Origin of the sequence: Novosphingobium sp. NPDC080210, from assembly GCF_050281025.1 — a bacterium.
Taxonomy (GTDB): Bacteria; Pseudomonadota; Alphaproteobacteria; order Sphingomonadales; family Sphingomonadaceae; genus Novosphingobium.
The window spans coordinates 242,280-260,714 of sequence record NZ_JBNNWL010000003.1 but is presented as its reverse complement, the minus strand read 5'-3'; the positions used below and the strand labels follow the sequence as shown (position 1 = coordinate 260,714).

The window sequence follows — 18,435 nt, the reverse complement described above, 5'->3', positions numbered from 1 at the left end:
CGGAAAGACGAACATGGAGCGGCGCCGGGCAACTGGCGCCGTTTCCATTTGAGGATTGCACCATGGACGCCCTGATCATTGCCGCCGGTTTCGGCAGCCGCCTGCGCGATATTTCCGATTCCAAGCCGATGACGCCGATTGCCGGCATTCCGCTGCTGGAACTGGGCGTGCGGCAGGCGAAAGCTGCAGGGGTGGAACGCGTCGTCGTGGTCACCGGTCACGAAGCGGAACGGCTGGAGGCGGCATTGCCCGCTTTGGCCGAGCGCGCTGGCATTCCGGTCGTGGCCCAGCGGGTCGAGGACTGGTCAAAGCCGAACGGCTGGTCGGTCCTGGCCGGGGCCAGCGTGATTCCCGGCGATTACCTGCTGATGATGAGCGACCATATCTTTTCCGGCACGATCCTCTCGCGACTGGCGCAGCAGGGTGGAGCGGACCGGGGCGTGACCCTGGCCGTGGACTATCGCTGCGACGATCCCCTGATCGACCCGGACGACGCGACCTGGGTAAAGCTGGACGAGCGCCAGTTCATCCGCGCCATCGGCAAGTCCATTCCTGAATACGACGCGGTCGATTGCGGGGCTTTTCTCGCCACGCCGGAACTGGCGCGTGCGATCCGCGCGGCGATTGACGAAGGCAAGGCGGGCAGCCTGTCGGAAGGGATGCAGAAGCTGGCCGACGCGGGCCGTGCCGCCACGATGGACATTGGCACCGCCTGGTGGCTCGATGTGGACGATCCGCGGGCCCATGAACTGGCGGAGGCGCAGGCCCCGGCCCAGTTGCCGGAAATCTACGGCTGAGCGGTCAGGGGTATTTCATCCTGATGCGGGTGCTGGACCCCCCGCTCGGCGCAATGAACCGAACCTTGGCAAAGCCCGGCGCGCTCAGGAAAATGCGCGGGTTGTTGGAAAAGCCGAAGCCTTCCTTCGGAATGCCGAGGCCGTTGCGGTCGATCTTCCCGTTCGCATTCTCGTCGTGGTACAGCGCCAGCCCATAGGCCCCCGGAGCCGGCACGTGAATGCAGGCATGGGCCAGACCCGCGCGGGCGTTGACCTTGGTTACGTAAAGCGAGCCCCTGGGCTTCAGGAAGCGCGCGGGATCGTCAGGGTAGAGCGTCAGAGTGACCACCCCGTTGGAATTGCGCAGCCCTTCGACCGCGACATTGACCCAATGGGGACTTTCCGGCCCGGTGCAGCCGCCCGGCGCACCGGAATCAGCCTGCAGCGGCGCCCCGGCGCCAAGCGCAAGCGACGCGGCGGCCAGGGCCGTCAGGCGCAAACCAGCTGCGGATCTCATGGGAAACTCCTTTGCCCCCCTAAGGCAGATACGGGCCTAATGTGGCAATTGCGGCCCCCTTCGCAAGGGCAGAATCGGATTCCGGGCTTCAGTCCGTCGCATTCCTCCCCAAGGGGAAGGTTGCGTGCTGGGCATGATTAACCGGGATCAGCAGTTTGTCCCGCTCACATATCGGATCAGCCGGGCTGCTGCCAGACCGTTGGGCAAGGCGATCTGGTATTGCAGGACCACTTCGCGTTCGACCTGGTCGTCGGCGGGAAATTCTTCGAGCATCTGGATCAGGCGCGCGGTGTCGACCATGCGCCTGACTTGCGGATCGCCATGCAAGGTGCGCAGCTCCGCGAGCAGAGCCTCGCGCCGCCGGCCGATCCGCACGTGCCAGTCGCCATGCTGCAAGCCATAACGGGTTTCGGTGCGAAGGGATTCCGGCAGGCGCCCCTTGCCCATCCGCCGCGCGAGGAAACGGCCCTGGCCATCGCGCATCATCTGATCGACCGGCAGCCGCCAGCAGAATTCCAGGAACGGGCGATAGCGCGTCACGTCGCGGTAAGCGATGGCGTGGCGTTGCTGCAGCGCTTGCATCAGGTCGAACCCGTCGGCATCCATGTCGCTCGCCATGGCCGCCACCTCTTCGCGGCGGGAGCGATAGAACGGCCGCGCCATGGCCGGGTCGGCGCGCCGCGCAGCTGCCTCAAGCTTCGCCTTGCCGGGCCAATCCGGACTGAGCGCACCGGCAATGCGGTGCGGGTCCGGGACGGTCACTCCCCGCCAGCGGCTGACCGCCTGCCACACCGGATCGGGCATCTGGCGCAGCAGGGTGAGGGAAAGAAAACGCCGCCACATCGCCCGCTGGTCTCCCGGTCGCGCAGCCAGAGCCTGCCACAGCTGGCGCAGCTTGCCCGGGCGGAAAAAGTCCGTGTAGGCACGCCGCCCCTCGGCCGAGAAGGTCAAGTTGCCGTAGCCTGCCCCGATGATGATGTCGCACCCCCGGCTGCGGGCCGCCGCGAAGGCGCCTTGATAGGGGTAAAGCAGTCCGATCGCCGTGGCCGTGGTTCCGGCGAGCAGGAACAGGTCTTGCAATCCATCCTCGAATCCGCGTCCGGCATTGTCGATGAAGTGCGGCACCACCCGGGGGTGCATCGCGGCGAAGGATTCCACGCGTGATCGTTCATCGGCGAAATGGGACGGGCTATCGGCGACCTGGCTTCCAGCCTCGTGGACCCAGGTGAAGGCGAGCAGGGTCTGATCAGGCGGCAGCCGGTCCAGCAGGTGGCTGGCGACAATCGTCGAATCCAGCCCGCCGCTCAGCAGGGTGCCCGGGCGGTTGAAACCGGCCGCGGTTCGCGCGATTCCCTCGGCCAGCAGGGACTCCGCCGCTTCGACATAGTCCTCATCGCGCGGGAGCCGCAGTTCCGGCAAAGCGGTGGGATCATAGGGCTTGGCCCTGCGCTCACCGTCGCGGGTCGCCGTGACGACAACGCCGGGTTGCAGTGCCTGGATACCGTCATACCATCCGCCAGGCGCGTCGAAGGCGGCGGCGTGGACCTGCATGGCCAACCGTTCTTCGTTGAGCCGGGCAGGCAGGCCCAGCGCGATCAGGGCGCGGGGCGTGCTGGCGGCGGCAATTCCCCGGGCGGACCGGTGATAGTGCAGCGGGGGGGCGGTCAAGGCACTGCGCGACAGCCGGACTTCGCCCGAATCCGGACTGTCGATGACCGCGCAATAGCAGCCGACAACGTGCAGGTCGGCCTCGTCCCCCCAGCGCCTGACCGCGTGACCATAGACCAAGGCCGCATCCTGCGGCGGCACGCCCAGCCGGGTGGCGATTTCGTGCAGATTGTCGAACCAGCCGGTGAACAGCACCTTGTCGCCGCCGGGCAGGATGGCTGGAACCGGTGATTTGAGCGGCGCGCCCCACAGGCCGGGGAACAAGGCGTAGCTGGCGCCATCGCGATGGGATTGGATCAGTCTGCCGGGTTCCGTCAGCCCCAGCGAAGCCGCCATGCGGGCGCCATCCAGCGCCGATGGTCCCCAGCGGCGGAAAAAGGCCAGCATCGGACCCGGCCTTCAGGCTGTCAGGAAATCGGGGACTTGAACCCGGAACCCTTGCCGTTGGTGTCGTTCCCGATCGCCCGGCCGGAGGCAACGTCTTTCAGCGTGCCCAGCGGCACCAGTACGGGCTTGGTCCAAGTCGTCCGGGAAGTCTTGTTCACGTGCGGCCCCTTGCTTGCGCGGTGCATTAACGGAACAAGTTATTCTAATTAAGCGAAAAAAGCAAACATGGCCCGCTCAGGGCAGGCTGAGGACCGTGATCCACGGACCGGGCAGTTCGCCCAGCACCACTTGCTGTTCCACTTCAACCCAGGCGTGAAGCGCATCGGTTCCTTGTCTTTGGCCGGCCGGGCGCGCGGCGATGACCATGCGGTGCGCAATCCCGCGACGACCCAGCATCAGGCTGAGCGCCATGGCCCGGGGCAGGCACTTGACCGCAAAGGGCAGGCGCAGGGCCGCGCGATTGACTCGCGCCGCCAGCCGCAGTGCTTCCATGCGATCGCCGGACGGTGCCCCTGCGCATTTGCCAAGATGGCCTGTCCAGGCACGCATCGGGATCACGGCAATGGCCAGCCGGGCGAAGGCGAGCGCCGCCATTGCCTCGATCGTGGTCAGCCGGACCAGCCAGGTTTCAGGCACCGGCTAGGAAGCCCCTGGCTTGCAGGTCGGCGAGGAACGGATCGAGATCAGCGGCGACTGCGGCGTGGTCCGCATTGTGGCGAGCCGCCAGTTCTGCAATCACCGCCTCGCGGTTCCGCGCGCCATCGATCAGGGCCCAGATTTCGGCGGCAGTACCGGTCAGGGAGAAGAAGGCCCCGTCATCCAGGTTCAGCAGCACCACTTCGCCATCAACCGTGGTTTCGCTGAAGCGGCCTGCTTGCTTCATCAGCGGCGCGATCATGGCTGCATTCCCTGGATTCGCTCTGCGACCGCAGCAACGGTTTCCGCAAAGCGCCCCCGCGCCATGGGCCGCGCAAAGCGCTCCATCGGAATGCGCACGGCGATGCTGGCCAGCTGAGTCAGCCGCGCGGGCATGCTCTCGCCCCGGGCCATTGCGTAAAGGTGTGCTGTGTAGTGATCGTCGTTCAGCCGCGCGATGCGCTGTGCGCCGGTGACGGGCGCGAACCGGACCGTGTCGCCCGTTTCCAGGAACAGGATGCAGGCCAGGGGGAGGGCCTGGTTGACCGCCCCCGCAGGCGGCTCGGCATAATGCTTGTCGACCATGGCGCCCACCTTTTCGGTCGCCGCCGCTCCGGTCAAGTCCAAAGCATCTCGCTTCAGTTTCAATCGCTTGTGTCCCGGAAGGCAAAGCGCCGCGCCAGGCCCCGCCAGGTCCAGAACCATCGTGTCATCGCAGAGCAGCGGCATGCCGTGTGCGCCGAGTGCGGCGGCCAGGGTGGACTTGCCCGCGCCGCTTGGCCCCGCCAGCGCATAGGCTCTCCCTCGCCACGCTACGGCAGAGGCATGGAACGGAAAGAAGCCGTTCATGGCGGCAATCGCGGCATAGGTGCTGCCGTTCAGCCAGAGCTCTTCTTCCGCAGGGTCCGCATCGGGGTGCCGGTCAATGGTCACGCCCTGGCCCTTGCGATAGAGCAGCGCGTATCCCGTGCCGGTCCGCAGCTGGAAAATTTCGCCGTCGATTCCCATCGACCAGCCCGGTGCGTCTGCCCCCGGGACGGAGCCATATCGCACGCGCGCTTCATGGCTGAGCAGGGCCGGGCCGGGATGGTCCAGATGGGGTTGCGACATGCATTGGCGAATGCCCGCAAGGCAGCGCCCGGTCAATTGCGACCGGTTGCCCATAAATTGCGCCAAGTATCGAAATACCGTGTGGAAAAGCCGCTTGCGGCGCTTGTCCCGCGCCATTGCCCCTGTCTAATCGCAAGGAAAGGAGCCTTGCGACAGCCATGCCCGCGCCGCTGATTTCGCCCTCGATCCTCTCTGCCGATTTCGCTCGCCTGGGCGAAGAGGTGCGCGCCATCGACGCCGCCGGGGCTGACTGGATTCACGTTGACGTCATGGATGGGCATTTCGTGCCTAACCTCACCATCGGCCCGATGGTGGTAAAGGCGCTGCGTCCGCACAGCGCCAAGCCGTTTGACGTGCATCTGATGATCACCCCGGTCGATCCCTATCTTCAGGCCTTTGCCGATGCCGGGGCCGACATCATCACCTTCCACCCGGAAGCCGGACCCCATGCCCACCGCACGGTCCAGGCGATCAAGGCCCTGGGCAAGAAGGCGGGTGTCTCGCTCAATCCTGCCACTCCGGCCAAGATGCTCGATTACCTGTACGAGGAGATCGACCTGGTCCTGGTGATGAGCGTCAATCCCGGCTTTGGCGGGCAGAGCTTCATTTCCAGCCAGCTGCGCAAGATCGAGGCGATTCGCAAGCAGATCGACAAGACCGGGCGGCAGATCCATCTGGAAGTCGACGGCGGCGTCGACGCGGTTACCGCGCGCCAGTGCGTCGATGCCGGGGCCGACGTGCTGGTCGCCGGATCGGCCACTTTCAAGGGCGGGCCTGATCACTATGCCGCCAACATCGCCGCCCTGAAGGGAGAGGGATGAGCGATGAGCGACGGCGTCCTAACCTCCCGCTCGGTCCAGGACGATGAATTTGCGGTCGATGGCCCTGCCATCCCGCTCGGCTCTTCGGACGAGGGCGGACTGGTGACGGACGAGGCGAATTTTCCGGCCGGCGGCGAAGTGATCGAGCCGGGCCGCGCGCTGGCCCTGGCCGACTTCACGCCCCCTGCGCTGGGTGCGGGGGAGCGCCTGTTGCGCCTCGCCTATCGCATGGGCGTTCCGGTCTCCGCGCTGGCCTCTCCGTTCCGCAAGCAGGCCAAGCCGCGCCTTCTCGCCACGGTGATCAATCCGCTGCCGGGGCACAAGGTTGCTGGCACCGCGCTGCGCGCCGGTCACTTCCTGGTTCACGGCGCGAAGTCCCCGATCGCCCAGGTCGAATTTGCCGGAGCCGCACGGCTTTCTCCGCCGCTGGAAAAGGTGGTCCATTCGTTTTCCTGGCTGGCCGACCTCGAAGCCTCTGCCCCTCGTGAGGCCGTGGCCCCGGTGGCCGAACAGATCCTGGCCTCCTGGCTGAATGCCAATCCGCAAATGCCGGCGCGGCCCGGCAAGGGACCGGCCTGGACCGTCGCCAATGCGGGGCTGCGCGAACTGAACTGGCTGGTCCACGCGCCGCTGATCCTGTCGGGCAGCGACAAGGTGCTGCGTGCCCGTATTCTCACGGCCTTGGCCGATACGGCCCGCTGGCTCGACAAGAACGTGACTCGCGCCGATGACTTGCTGGGCGAAGTGACCGGCTGGTGCGGCATTGTCGCGGCGGGTCTGCTCCTTCCGGATGGCAAGCCGCGCCGCCTGTTTGGCGAGGCTGGCCTGATCCGCGCGCTGGGCGAACTGGTCGGCGACGATGGCGGTGTCCTGTCGCGCAGTCCGATTGCCCAGATGGAGGCGATTGCCCTGCTGGTCCGGCTGCGGGCCTGTTACCAGGCCGTGCGGCGCGATCCGCCCCAGGCCCTGGAAACGATCCTGGCCCTGCTGGTGCCGCCCTTGCTCGCCCTGACCCACGGCGATGGATCGCTGGGTTCGTGGCAGGGCGGCTGGGCGGTTGACGGGGCAGAGGTCGGCGCGCTGATCGCTGCGACCGGGGTCCGCACCCGCCCGCTGCGCGACGTGCGCCAGTGGGGCTATCAGCGAGTCGCCGCGCAAAAAGGCATCCTGCAATTCGACGCTGCGCCGCCGCCGCTGGCCAAGCACGCGCGTTCGGGCTGCGCTTCTACCCTTGCGTTCGAATTCAGCCATGGCGGGCACCGCCTGGTGGTCAACTGCGGCGGCGCGGCAGCTGCTGGCGGGCTGATGCCGGTCCGGCTGGAGCAGGGTCTGCGCGCAACGGCGGCTCATTCCACCCTGGTGCTCGACGATGCCAATTCCACCGCGATCCTGATCAACGGCAAAATCGGCAGCGGCGTTTCCGAAGTGGAAATCGACCGCCGCATCCTGACCTCAGAGAAGCTGGGCGGGGCAACCCGGCTTGAGGCCAGCCACAACGGCTATGTCGGGCGGTTCGGCCTGACCCATCAGCGAATCCTGATCCTGCGCGACGATGGCACCGAGCTGCGCGGCGAAGACCTGCTGATTCCGGCGGGGAAAAAGGGCAAGAACGGCAAGGTTGGCTTTGCCATCCGCTTCCACCTTGGCCCCGGCGTGGAAGTGGGGCTGAGTGAGGACGGCCAGGGCGTGGGCCTGGCCCTGCCCGATGGTTCCTATTGGCAGTTCCGCGCGGGCGGCGGTCAGGTGACGGTTGAGGAAAGCATCTGGGCCGATGGCCACGGGCGTCCGCAAGCGATCCAGCAGATCGTTGTTTCCGGGCTGGTTTCCCGCGGCGGCGGCAACTTCGCCTGGCTGCTGAAGAAAATGGGCTAGATTTCGTCCCTTTTTTCGTCATTGGGAGCGCAGCGAGGCAATCCAGGGCGTTTACCCTGACGCTCTGGATTGCCTCGTCGCTGTTCGTACGAATGGGACAGGGCAAACGGAGTTAGACAGATGACCAATGTAACGATCCGCCGCGCACTGCTTTCGGTATCCGACAAGGCCGGACTGGTGGAACTGGGCCAGTCTCTTGCCGCGCGCGGGGTGGAACTGGTTTCGACCGGCGGCACGGCCAAGGCGCTGCGCGATGCGGGCCTGGCGGTGAAGGACATTTCCGAACTGACCGGCTTTCCCGAAATGATGGACGGCCGGGTCAAGACGCTGCACCCCAAGGTCCACGGCGGTCTGCTGGCCGTGCGCGACAATGCCGAGCACGCCGCGTCGATGGCGGAACATCAGATTGGCGCGATCGACCTGGTCGTCGTCAACCTCTACCCGTTCGAAGCGACCGTGGCCAAGGGTGCGGAGCGCGACGAGGTGATCGAGAATATCGACATCGGCGGTCCCTCGATGGTCCGTTCGGCGGCCAAGAACCATGCCTATGTCACGATCGTCACCGATCCGGCGGACTATGCGGGCCTGCTGGCCGAACTTGAAGCCAACGGCGGCGCGACCAGCTATGACTTCCGCAAGCTGATGGCGGCGCGGGCCTTTGCCGCCACGGCGGCCTATGACAGCATGATCAGCCAGTGGTTTGCCTTTGCCGACCAGCAGCAGGTCTTCCCGGAAATGCTGGCGATCACCGCCACCCGCGCGGAAGAACTGCGCTATGGCGAAAACCCGCACCAGCGTGCGGCGCTCTACATTCCCAAGGGTCCGCACGGACAGGGAATCGCCCAGGCCCGGCAGGTTCAGGGCAAGGAGCTGTCCTACAACAATTATAACGACGCCGATGCCGCGCTGGAACTCTGCGCCGAATTCAAGGGGCAGGACCCGGCGGTGGTGATCGTCAAGCACGCCAACCCCTGCGGCGTCGCCCAGGGCTCCAGCCTGCTCGATGCCTGGCAGGGCGCGCTGCGCTGCGATGACGTTTCGGCCTTTGGCGGGATCGTCGCGGTCAACGTCCCGCTGGACGGACCGACCGCCGAAGCGATCTGCGAAATCTTCACCGAGGTCGTCGTCGCCCCCGATGCGGACGAAGCTGCCATCGCCGCCTTCTCGCGCAAGAAGAACCTGCGCCTGCTGCTGACCGGCAGCCTGCCCGATCCGCGCCGTGGCGGTCTGGCGGTCAAGCCGATTACGGGCGGCCTGCTGGTCCAGAGCCGCGACAATGGCGCGATTACCGAAGCCGACCTGAAGGTGGTGACCAAGCGTGCCCCGACCGCGCAGGAGCTGAAGGATTGCCTGTTCGCCTGGACCGTTGCGCGCCATGTGAAATCGAACGCGATCGTCTATGCCAAGGACGGCATTACCGCCGGGATCGGCGCGGGCCAGATGAACCGCCGCGATAGCTCGCGCATTGCCGCGATGAAGGCTGCCGAAGCCGCTGAAAAGTTCGGCTGGGCGCAGAGCCGCACGGTCGGCAGCGCGGTCGCTTCCGATGCGTTCTTCCCCTTCGCCGATGGCCTGCTGGCCGCAGCGGAAGCAGGCGCGACCGCGATCATCCAGCCCGGCGGCTCGATTCGTGACGAGGACGTGATCAAGGCCGCGGACGAAGCGGGCCTGGCCATGGTCTTTACCGGAATGCGTCACTTCCGGCACTGAGTTCCACCGTTCACCGTATAAGCTCTTCACCTCGTCGCTGCGGCGGCGAAGTGAAGGGCATATTCACTGGACGGTAAGGAGAACTTCTGCACGAGAGCGCACAAGCATTAACCTGATTACCGAGTAGCCGCGCCAATGGGCCTGTTCAAAGCCGACCTCTTCCGTTCCTTCGCCATCGGCTTTGTCGTGGGCGCTGCCCTGCTGGGTGCGGGGATGAGCATGAAGAGCGAACGTCCGCTGGTCATCCCGGCGGCCAGTGCGGCTCCGGTCCTGCCGGACCAGACGCTGGTCGATCCGGCTCTGCCTTCCAACCGCTAAAGTTTGCGGAGCGGCTGCGGGCTGACTATATCTGGCCCATGGCCAGCGTGCATCACCACCATCACCATGAACCGACCGGGCAGAGCCTGGTGGCAGAGGCTGCCAAGGCTCTGGTCGATGCCGGAGAGCAGTGGACCGGGATGCGCGAGGAAGTGTTTGCCGCTCTCGCTGCGCAGCCGCGTCCGGCCTCGGCCTATGACATTGCCGAAGCGGTATCGCAGGCGCGGGGCAAGCGGGTGGCCGCCAATTCGGTCTATCGCATCCTCGACCTGTTCGTGGCGTCCAACCTGGCGCGGCGAATCGAAAGCGCGAATGCCTATATCGCCAATCCGCATCCCGGCTGCCGCCACGATTGCATTTTCCTGATCTGCGATTCCTGCGGACGGGCCACGCACCTGGATGACGACGGGATGACCGGCGCCTTGGTAGAGGCTGCACGGGGCGCCGGATTTGCCGATATCCGCCCGGTGGTTGAGCTGCGCGGCATTTGCAGCGCGTGCAATTAGGGCGCGTCTGACACCGTCCATTCACCCCTTCTGCACTTTAGTGTCAATCGACACGGTGGAAACCAATGTATAAGGCGCGAACATGAGCACCACCCCGGCAACGCCGCTCCTCGACACTGTCGACGTTCCTGCCGACCTGCGCCGGCTTGAACCGGGTCAGCTGCGCCAGCTGGCGGACGAATTGCGCGCCGAGATGATCAGCGCGGTGGGTACCACCGGCGGGCACCTGGGTTCGGGCCTGGGCGTGGTCGAGCTGACGGTCGCGCTCCACTACGTTTTCAACACGCCGGACGACAAGCTGGTCTGGGACGTGGGCCACCAGGCCTATCCGCACAAGATCATCACCGGTCGCCGCAGCCGGATCCGCACCCTGCGCCAGGGCGGCGGCCTGTCCGGCTTCACCAAGCGGAGCGAGAGCGAATACGATCCGTTCGGCACGGCCCACAGCTCCACGTCGATTTCCGCCGCGCTGGGCTTTGCCATTGCCAACAAGCTGTCGGGCCAGCCGGGCAAGGGCATTGCCGTGATCGGCGACGGCGCGATGAGCGCGGGCATGGCCTATGAGGCGATGAACAACGCGGCAGAGGCCGGAAACCGCCTGATCGTGATCCTGAACGACAACGACATGTCGATTGCGCCGCCGGTCGGCGGGCTTTCGGCCTATCTGGCGCGGCTGGTTTCCTCGCGCCCGTTCCTGTCGCTGCGCGAGATTGCCAAGCGCCTGTCGCGCAAATTGCCCGAACCGCTTCACCGCGCCGCCAAGAAGACCGACGAATTCGCCCGCGGCATGGCCATGGGCGGGACTCTGTTCGAGGAACTGGGCTTTTACTATGTCGGCCCGATCGACGGGCACAACCTGGACCAGCTGATCCCGGTCCTGGAGAACGTGCGCGATGCCGCAGAAGGGCCCTGCCTGATCCATGTCGTGACGCAAAAGGGCAAGGGCTATGCCCCGGCCGAAGCGAGCGCCGACAAGTATCACGGCGTGCAGAAGTTCGACGTGATCACCGGCGAACAGGTCAAGGCTCCGGCCAAGGCTCCAGCCTATCAGAACGTGTTCGGCGAAACCCTGGCCAAGCTGGCGGACAGCGATCCCCGGATCTGCGCGATCACAGCGGCCATGCCCAGCGGCACCGGAGTGGACAAGTTCGCCAAGGCGCACCCGGACCGCTCGTTCGACGTGGGCATTGCCGAACAGCACGCGGTCACTTTCGCGGCCGGTCTGGCGGCCCAGGGCATGCGCCCGTTCTGCGCGATCTACTCCACCTTCCTCCAGCGTGCCTATGACCAGGTGGTCCACGACGTGGCGATCCAGAACCTGCCGGTGCGCTTTGCGATCGACCGCGCCGGACTGGTCGGCGCTGACGGGGCAACCCACGCCGGTTCGTTCGACATCACTTATCTGGCCAGCCTGCCCAACATGGTGGTTATGGCGGCAGCGGACGAAGCGGAACTGGTCCACATGACCTATACCGCCGCGCTGCATGACAGCGGCCCGATTGCCTTCCGCTACCCGCGCGGCAACGGCGTGGGCGTGGACCTGCCGGAAGTTCCGCAGCAGCTTGAAATCGGCAAGGGCCGGATCGTCCGCCAGGGCAGCAAGGTCGCGATCCTCTCGCTCGGCACCCGCCTGGCCGAAGCGCTCAAGGCAGCGGACCAGCTGGAGGCCAGGGGCCTTTCCACCACGGTGGCCGACCTGCGCTTTGCCAAGCCGCTCGACACCGCGCTGATCCGCCAGCTGATGGCGACGCACGAGGTTGTCCTGACGGTCGAGGAAGGCAGCATCGGCGGCCTCGGCGCGCATGTCCTGACCATGGCGAGTGACGAGGGACTGACCGATGCGGGCCTGAAAATCCGCACCCTGCGCCTGCCCGACGCCTTCCAGGACCACGACAGCCCGGACAAGCAGTACGACGCCGCCGGCCTCAACGCCCCGCATATCGTCGACGCCGCGCTCAAGGCGCTGCGCCACAACTCGGCCGGGGTAGAGGAAGCGCGGGCCTGATCTGGCCAGTGCGGTCCCGGTTTATTGTGTTTGCCTACACACTTAAGCTGCACTAACATCATTTTCACAGGTTTGCTGGACTGTGAGCAGGCCAGACAATCATCGCAGGTTCATGGATGTGGACCTAGCTCTCCGGCAGAGGAGTAGAAGATGCGCAACAAGGAACTCGACTAAGTTCACGGCGCCCGATTCCAGCAGGATCGGGCGCGCGGACTTGTGGGTCTTACCCGAAAGCCCGGACTCCGCCGCCGCCGGTACGGGGAATCTTTTCCGCCTCCTTCTGGTTAGCGAGGCGCTTTGCCTCCATTTCAGCGCACAGTTGCAGCGTCAGCCGCATGAAATCGGGGTTGCGCTTGGGACCGTCCTCTTGCCGCAGCTTGATGTGCCCGGAAAACCATTTCCCCATCTCGATGAACAGGGCATCGTAAAGCAGGAATATGTCCTCCTTCGGGATCAGGCCTTGGTGAACCAGATGTGACACCCGTTCCAGCCAGCCGAGAATCTGGGTGAGGCGCAGGTACTGAATCCCAGCGCGTTCGTGCGGCTGGATTGCCCCTTCATCGCTGGCTTGGTTGTCGAGATGAAGCTTGAGTAGCGATTCCAGCGAATTGTTCGTCACTTTCCGGTCCGCCTTGCGGAAATCCCGCCAGAGCGCGTTCATGTAGCGCGAAAAGTTCCGGTTCATCTCCTCGTGCAGAGCGTCGTTGTCCAGGTCGCGGTGCTCCCGGCGGGTAAACGATTCAATCTCGTTGCGCAGACTCCGCAGCGCGGTTCTCGATTCCCGCATTTCGGGGGATTCAAAATCCCGGTCGAGTTCGAGGATCAAGCTTGCCCGCGCGATCTGGGCCTGGTCGCGCGCGGCGGATGCGGCGGACCGCAGTTGCGAGAGGGCGATCCAGGCGGCCACCCCGGCGATGCCGGCCATCAGCCAGTCCGGGACGGAGCCCCAGTTCAAAGTCCAGTTGGCAATCATCACACCGACCCAAAGAAAGGTGGTATGCGACGGCTATACGTTTGAATTCAAGCAGTTTTAGGGATCAACCGATCCAGCGCCACGCCCCTGCCGGAACAGCGATCAGCGGGCCATGCGCCCAGCTGGCGATCAGCCATAGGGCCATGCCGCCCAGCCAAGGCACCGCTCCCGCCTTGGCCAGACCGCCCAGCCGGGGCCAGTAGCTGGTCTTTGCTTCCCAATCCGCCCAGGCGTGGCCCATCAGTACCTGCTTCTTGCGGTCTTGCAGGTGCGATCCGATCAGCGCCAGCGCGGCAATGGCCAGGGTCAGCACCAAGACGCGCGGGGTGGGGCTGACCAGCAGGTGGCTGGCGCTCCACAGGGCGAACGACCACATCATGGGATGGCGGGTCACGTGGAACACGCCGTGCGGTCCCCGCGCCGCGACCTCGGCAGCATTGGGAGCCGGGAGTGCTGGATTGCCCATGAACGATCCGACCAGCAGGACCGATGCGACCAGCATCAGGACGGTTGCCGCGATCCACGGCGCGCTGGCAAATCCATCCCACAGCATCGCGCCTCCGGTGGCGGCGCGGAAGGCCACGACCAACCAGCCCAGGGTGGCAAAGGCGACGAGCGAGTACGCGGCCTGAAAGCCCTTGTCTCCGGCCATGCGGACCAGCGGCGCCCGCAAGGGATGGGACAGGGCAAAGTGGGTGCCAACAAAAGCGACGGCGGCGGCTACCAGTCCGGCAAATGCGTCAGTCATACGAGATACCCCATGTTGACGGCGTCAACATGGGGTATCAGATCATAGGCTGGTTGCAAGCCCGAAATGGGGGGGCGACTTACCAGTCATAGGCCTTGGGCAGCGCGCCCTCGACCGGGTTCAGATAGCGGTCGCGCAGCTGGGTCTGGTGGCTCTTGAGCGGTTGTTCCACCCCGTCGATGAACACCTTGGCCACGCCGCTGGTCACTTCCAGCGGGTCGCCGTCCCAGATTACCACGTCGCCCGCGCGGCCCGGACGGAGCGAGCCGAACCGGTCGCCCATGCCCATGGCCTCGGCCGGAGCCGAGCTGATCGCGGCAAAGGCCTGGTTCCAGGTCAGGCCGCTGGCCCCTGGAACCTTGCCCAGCGCGACCAGGTTGCCGGCATATTGCGGGGCATAGCGCGGCTGGTCGAAGAAGGCGCCCAGCGAGACTTTCACCCCTGCCGCCTTCATCCGGCCAACGTTGGACTGGGTTGCGCCCAATTGCTCGAAGCTGGCGGGCAGGTCGTTGAGCGGCGTGGCAAAGACCGGGACACCGGCGGCAGCCAGCTCGCTCGCCGCCATCCAGCCTTCGGTCGCGCCGACGATGGCCAGCTTGATCAGCGGGAATTCCTTGCGCAGGCCAAGCACCATGCGGATGTCCGCCGCCCGTTCGACATGGACGTAGAGCGGCTGACGGCCGGTCACCACCGCGATCAGCGCCTGCGCATCGCGCCGGTTCAGCATCACGTCGTCACGGCGCGGCCCGGCGGGGGCCAGCGACAGCTCCTTTGCCTCGGTCAGGGCATTGTGCAGTTCGGCCCAGGCCGCGACGCGGCTGCCCCCGGCGCGCGATGCGCCGGTTTCGCCCAGTTCCACATACTGGAACGCGCGCGCGGCCACGACCGGATCGGGATCGGCTCCCAGGTCGATCACTGCGCCCTGCCCGCCAAAGATCTGGTCGGTGCCGATCGGTGCGATCGCAGCGCGGGTCACGCCCCCGGCGCGGCTGACCTTGATGTGCTGGGCGTCCGGGTTGATCGCCTGGCTGATGTCCAGGCTGGCGCTGAACGGGCTCTTGTCAGCACCGGAATCGTTGCTGTCGCCCACGGCTTCGACGTCATAGAGGCCGATGTCGGTCACGGCGACGACCAAGCCGGGCGTCACCCATTTGCCGCTGGCGTCGACCTTTGGCACCCCGGCAGGAACGGCCACGTTGCGTCCGACGGCAACCACCTTGCCGTTCTGGACCAGGACCGTGCCGCCCTCGATCGGATCGGAACCATCGCCGATCACCACCTTGCCCCCGGTAATGGCGACCGTCTGGGCCAGGGCCGGAGCGGCAGTGCAGGCGAGCAGCGCTGCAAGAGCTGCAGTCATGCGGCGGGCGCTCATTTCACGTCTCCTTCACCAGGCTGGCCAAGTTCGAAGTCGCTCACCGCGCGGCGCTTGCGATCGTTCGCGTCAAACAGCAGCGCGCCATCGACCCAGACCTTTTCGGGGCGGGAATAGACCGACAGCGGATTGCCGTTCCACAGCACGACGTCGCCCGCCTTGCCTGCCTCCAGGCTGCCGGTCAGCTTGTCGATGCCGATGGCCTTGGCCGGATTGAGCGTCAGCCAGCGCACCACTTCTGCATCGGAGACGTCCACGCCGATCCGGCGTGCATCGCCCTGGGCCTTGGCCGCTTCCTGGTTGAGGCGTTGGATGCCGTTTTCGTCGTCCGAATGGATCACGACGCAGGCCCCGGCCTTGTAGAGCAGTCCGGCATTTTCCGGGATGCCGTCATAGGCTTCCATCTTGAAGCCCCACCAGTCGGCCCAGACCGCGCTACAGGTGCCGGCCGCGGCGAGCAGGTCACCGATCTTGTACGATTCCACCGCGTGGTGGAACGTGCTGACCTTGTAGCCGAATTCCTTGCCCATATCGAGGACAATGGCCATTTCGTCGGCGCGGTAGCAGTGGTTCTGGACCAGGATTTCGCCGTCCAGCACGCCCGCCAGGGTTTCCATGGCAAGGTCGCGGCTTTCCAGCTTTCCGGCGTCCCGTTTGAAGCGGTATTCCTGCGCCTTGATCCAGGTTTCGCGGTTGACCGCCAGGTTGCCCATGCGGGTCGAAGGGGCGCGGCCCTTGGCGCCATAAACGCGCTTGGGGTTTTCGCCGCAGGCCATCTTCAGGCTGTAGGGCGCGCCGGGGAACTTCATCCCCTGCATGGTCCGCGCCGGAACGTTCTTCAGCACCACGCCGCGACCGCCCATCAGGTTGCCCGAGCCGGGCAGGACGAGCAGCGCGGTAACGCCGCCATTGGCCATCGCGCGCGAGAAACCGGGATCCTGCGGCCAGACCGAATGTTCGGCCCAGACCTGCGGCGTGGTCGGGTTGGTCAGTTCATTGCCGTCGGAATGAGCCTCTACGCCCGGGCTGGGATAGTCGCCCAGGTGGCTGTGTGCATCGATGATGCCGGGCGTGACGAACTTGCCGGTCCCGTCGATCCGCACCGCATCGGAAGGCACGTCCAGACCGGCGACGCTGTCTGCTACGGCGGCGATCTTGCCATCACGGATGAGCACCGCGCCGCCCTCGATCTTGCGGCCCGCGCCGTCGAACACGGTCGCCCCCGTGATCAGCGTGGTGTGGGATGGATAGGGGCGATAGCTGGACGGATAGGGATCCTTGTTGAAATCCCGCGCGGCCTTCTCCGCCGGGCTTTCATCCTTCTTCTTGTCCTTGGCCAGACCCGGCCCGGTGCCAAGCACCAGGGCGCAGGCAGCAGCCCCCAATAGCGTACGGCGAAGCCCCCGCATGGTCACAACTCCTTCAATGAATGGTTTAGCGGTCTTCAAGCGTGTCGAGGTGCATCCACCCCTTCACGATGCGCGAAAGCAGCAGCACGACCACGGCGGCGCCGATCGAGATCCAGCCGAACAGGGCATAGATCTCCAGCAGCTTTTCCTTGCTCATTTCGCCGCCATGGCCGCCGGTCGCTTCGCCGATCTTGCCCGCCACGAAATTGCCGACCGCGGTCATGTAGAACCATGCGCCCATGATCAGCGAAGCGAGGTAGCTGGGTGCCAGCCGGTTCATGGCCGAAAGGCCGACCGGGGACAGGCACAGCTCACCCGTGGTGGCCAGCAGGTAGTAGAGGAAGACGAAGATCACCGGGGTCATCGCGGCAATGCCGTAAGCTTCCGCACCCCAGACCAGCACCAGGTTGGCCAGGCCCATCTGCGCCAGGGCCAGGCCGAACTTGGCCGGTGCCGAAGGTTCCTTGCCGCGCCGCCCCAGCCATTGCCACAGCCCGGCGAACAGCGGGGCGAGCATGATGATGTAGATCGGGTTGATCGACTGGAACAACGAGGCCGGCGTAGCGCCGCGATCGACATAGCGGTCGGTGAACAGGCTCATCGATCCGCCGGCCTGTTCGAACAGGCCCCAGAACAGCGGGTTGAGGCTGATCAGGAACAGCACCGCGAACATCCGCTCGCGCGGCTCCTTGGGCAGCTTGAAGGTTTCGTAGAGGACATAGCCAAGCAGGGCCACGCCGGAAATGACCAGCAGGGTCTGGATCACCGACTGGTACTGGACCAGGCCCCAGATCACCGCGACCGAAGCAATGCCGATGCCGTAGAGCATCATCTCGCGCGATTTGGCTAGCGGGGCCGGAGCCTCGCCGGCGCCGCCCAGCACGTTCTTGCCCAGGACAAAGACGATCAGGCCGACCAGCATGCCGATCCCGGCCAGGCCGAAGCCATAGCCCCAGCCGATGGTCTCACCCAGGTAGCCGACCAGGATCGTGCCGATCGCGGCGCCCACGTTGATGCCCATGTAGAAGATGGTGTAGGCTCCGTCGCGGCGCACGTCGGTCAGCTTGTAGAGCTGTCCGACCATCACCGAAATGTTGGCCTTGAGGAAGCCCGAGCCGACGATGATGAAGGCCAGGGCCGCCCAGAACACGTTGATAGCCGGGTCGGTCTGCCCGCCATTGCCTTCCACCGCCATCAGGCCGTGACCGATGGCCAGCAAGAGCCCGCCGAACAGCACGGCCTTGCGCTGCCCCAGATAGCGGTCGGCCAAGTAGCCGCCCAGGACCGGGGTGATATAGACCAGGCTGGTATAGGCGCCATAGATCAGGTTGGCCTTGCCGTCGCTGAACAGCCAGTGCTTGGTCAGGTAGAAAATCAGCAGTGCGCGCATGCCGTAGTAGGAGAAGCGCTCCCACATCTCGGCAAAGAACAGCATGTACAGGCCCTTGGGATGGCCTGCGAATTCCGGTTCTTTCTGGATGGCGATCTTGCCGCCGATGGCGAGGAACACTCCCAGCACGACGACCGCAATCGCTGCGATCCAGTCGGCTTCGTTCCACAAGCCCATGTCTTTCATTAACAGCTCCCCGAACAACAGTTCGCGC

General features: G+C 65.6%; 18 protein-coding genes. 7 read left to right on the top strand and 11 right to left on the bottom strand.

What is annotated here, in order from left to right; genetic code table 11:
- Nucleotides 1-62 precede the first annotated feature (62 nt).
- Entirely contained in the window at nucleotides 63-797 is a 735-nt protein-coding gene (locus ACQKOE_RS10225; protein WP_427512703.1) for an NTP transferase domain-containing protein, read from the top strand.
- A gap of 4 nt (nucleotides 798-801) precedes the next feature.
- On the opposite strand, the gene ACQKOE_RS10220 is transcribed toward ACQKOE_RS10225, so the two are convergent.
- From ACQKOE_RS10220 to ACQKOE_RS10195, 6 genes are all read right to left on the bottom strand, one after another.
- Entirely contained in the window at nucleotides 802-1,293 is a 492-nt protein-coding gene (locus ACQKOE_RS10220; protein WP_427512702.1) for a DUF2141 domain-containing protein, read from the bottom strand.
- Nucleotides 1,294-1,440: 147 nt separating this feature from the next.
- Nucleotides 1,441-3,348, bottom strand: coding sequence for an asparagine synthase-related protein (locus tag ACQKOE_RS10215; RefSeq protein ID WP_427512701.1), 1,908 nt, complete (start codon nucleotides 3,346-3,348; stop codon nucleotides 1,441-1,443).
- A gap of 20 nt (nucleotides 3,349-3,368) precedes the next feature.
- Nucleotides 3,369-3,506, bottom strand: coding sequence for a hypothetical protein (locus tag ACQKOE_RS10210; RefSeq protein WP_427512700.1), 138 nt, complete (start codon nucleotides 3,504-3,506; stop codon nucleotides 3,369-3,371).
- Nucleotides 3,507-3,582: 76 nt separating this feature from the next.
- Nucleotides 3,583-3,984 carry a lasso peptide biosynthesis B2 protein gene (locus tag ACQKOE_RS10205; RefSeq protein ID WP_427512699.1) on the bottom strand — a complete coding sequence of 134 codons (402 nt, stop codon included), beginning with the start codon at nucleotides 3,982-3,984 and terminating at the stop codon, nucleotides 3,583-3,585.
- Nucleotides 3,977-4,246 (bottom strand): PqqD family protein, encoded by a 270-nt coding sequence (locus ACQKOE_RS10200; protein ID WP_427512698.1) that lies wholly within the window; start codon nucleotides 4,244-4,246, stop codon nucleotides 3,977-3,979. The genes ACQKOE_RS10205 and ACQKOE_RS10200 overlap by 8 nt, the downstream gene beginning before the upstream one ends.
- On the bottom strand, nucleotides 4,243-5,094 hold the full coding sequence (locus ACQKOE_RS10195; RefSeq protein WP_427512697.1) for a hypothetical protein: 852 nt from the start codon (nucleotides 5,092-5,094) through the stop codon (nucleotides 4,243-4,245). Before ACQKOE_RS10195 ends, ACQKOE_RS10200 begins: the two co-directional genes overlap by 4 nt.
- A gap of 158 nt (nucleotides 5,095-5,252) precedes the next feature.
- Here ACQKOE_RS10195 and rpe point away from each other — a divergent pair, with 158 nt between their 5' ends.
- The 6 genes from rpe to dxs all read left to right on the top strand — a co-directional run bounded on the left by rpe (nucleotide 5,253) and on the right by dxs (nucleotide 12,326).
- Nucleotides 5,253-5,915, top strand: a complete 663-nt coding sequence (gene rpe / locus ACQKOE_RS10190) for a ribulose-phosphate 3-epimerase (RefSeq protein WP_374591265.1) — start codon at nucleotides 5,253-5,255, stop codon at nucleotides 5,913-5,915.
- 3 nt (nucleotides 5,916-5,918) lie between these two features.
- Nucleotides 5,919-7,787: a heparinase II/III family protein gene (locus ACQKOE_RS10185; RefSeq protein ID WP_427512696.1), complete on the top strand. Its 1,869-nt coding sequence runs from the start codon at nucleotides 5,919-5,921 to the stop codon at nucleotides 7,785-7,787.
- A 120-nt stretch (nucleotides 7,788-7,907) separates the two neighbouring features.
- On the top strand, nucleotides 7,908-9,497 hold the full coding sequence (gene purH, locus ACQKOE_RS10180; protein ID WP_427512695.1) for a bifunctional phosphoribosylaminoimidazolecarboxamide formyltransferase/IMP cyclohydrolase: 1,590 nt from the start codon (nucleotides 7,908-7,910) through the stop codon (nucleotides 9,495-9,497).
- Nucleotides 9,498-9,632: 135 nt separating this feature from the next.
- Nucleotides 9,633-9,815: a hypothetical protein gene (locus ACQKOE_RS10175; RefSeq protein ID WP_427512694.1), complete on the top strand. Its 183-nt coding sequence runs from the start codon at nucleotides 9,633-9,635 to the stop codon at nucleotides 9,813-9,815.
- 38 nt (nucleotides 9,816-9,853) lie between these two features.
- Nucleotides 9,854-10,321, top strand: coding sequence for a Fur family transcriptional regulator (locus ACQKOE_RS10170; protein WP_427512693.1), 468 nt, complete (start codon nucleotides 9,854-9,856; stop codon nucleotides 10,319-10,321).
- An 82-nt stretch (nucleotides 10,322-10,403) separates the two neighbouring features.
- A complete protein-coding gene (gene dxs / locus ACQKOE_RS10165; protein ID WP_427512692.1) occupies nucleotides 10,404-12,326 on the top strand; it encodes a 1-deoxy-D-xylulose-5-phosphate synthase in 1,923 nt (640 codons plus the stop codon).
- A 223-nt stretch (nucleotides 12,327-12,549) separates the two neighbouring features.
- On the opposite strand, the gene ACQKOE_RS10160 is transcribed toward dxs, so the two are convergent.
- The 5 genes from ACQKOE_RS10160 to ACQKOE_RS10140 form a co-directional block, all read right to left on the bottom strand.
- Nucleotides 12,550-13,299: a hypothetical protein gene (locus tag ACQKOE_RS10160; protein WP_427512691.1), complete on the bottom strand. Its 750-nt coding sequence runs from the start codon at nucleotides 13,297-13,299 to the stop codon at nucleotides 12,550-12,552.
- A gap of 64 nt (nucleotides 13,300-13,363) precedes the next feature.
- Nucleotides 13,364-14,047: an NnrU family protein gene (locus ACQKOE_RS10155; protein ID WP_427512690.1), complete on the bottom strand. Its 684-nt coding sequence runs from the start codon at nucleotides 14,045-14,047 to the stop codon at nucleotides 13,364-13,366.
- A gap of 79 nt (nucleotides 14,048-14,126) precedes the next feature.
- Complete coding sequence (locus tag ACQKOE_RS10150; RefSeq protein WP_427512689.1) at nucleotides 14,127-15,422, bottom strand: amidohydrolase family protein; 1,296 nt, start codon at nucleotides 15,420-15,422, stop codon at nucleotides 14,127-14,129.
- Nucleotides 15,419-16,831, bottom strand: coding sequence for an amidohydrolase (locus ACQKOE_RS10145; protein WP_427512688.1), 1,413 nt, complete (start codon nucleotides 16,829-16,831; stop codon nucleotides 15,419-15,421). Before ACQKOE_RS10145 ends, ACQKOE_RS10150 begins: the two co-directional genes overlap by 4 nt.
- 25 nt (nucleotides 16,832-16,856) lie before the next feature.
- Nucleotides 16,857-18,407 (bottom strand): peptide MFS transporter, encoded by a 1,551-nt coding sequence (locus tag ACQKOE_RS10140; protein ID WP_427512687.1) that lies wholly within the window; start codon nucleotides 18,405-18,407, stop codon nucleotides 16,857-16,859.
- Nucleotides 18,408-18,435 lie beyond the last annotated feature (28 nt).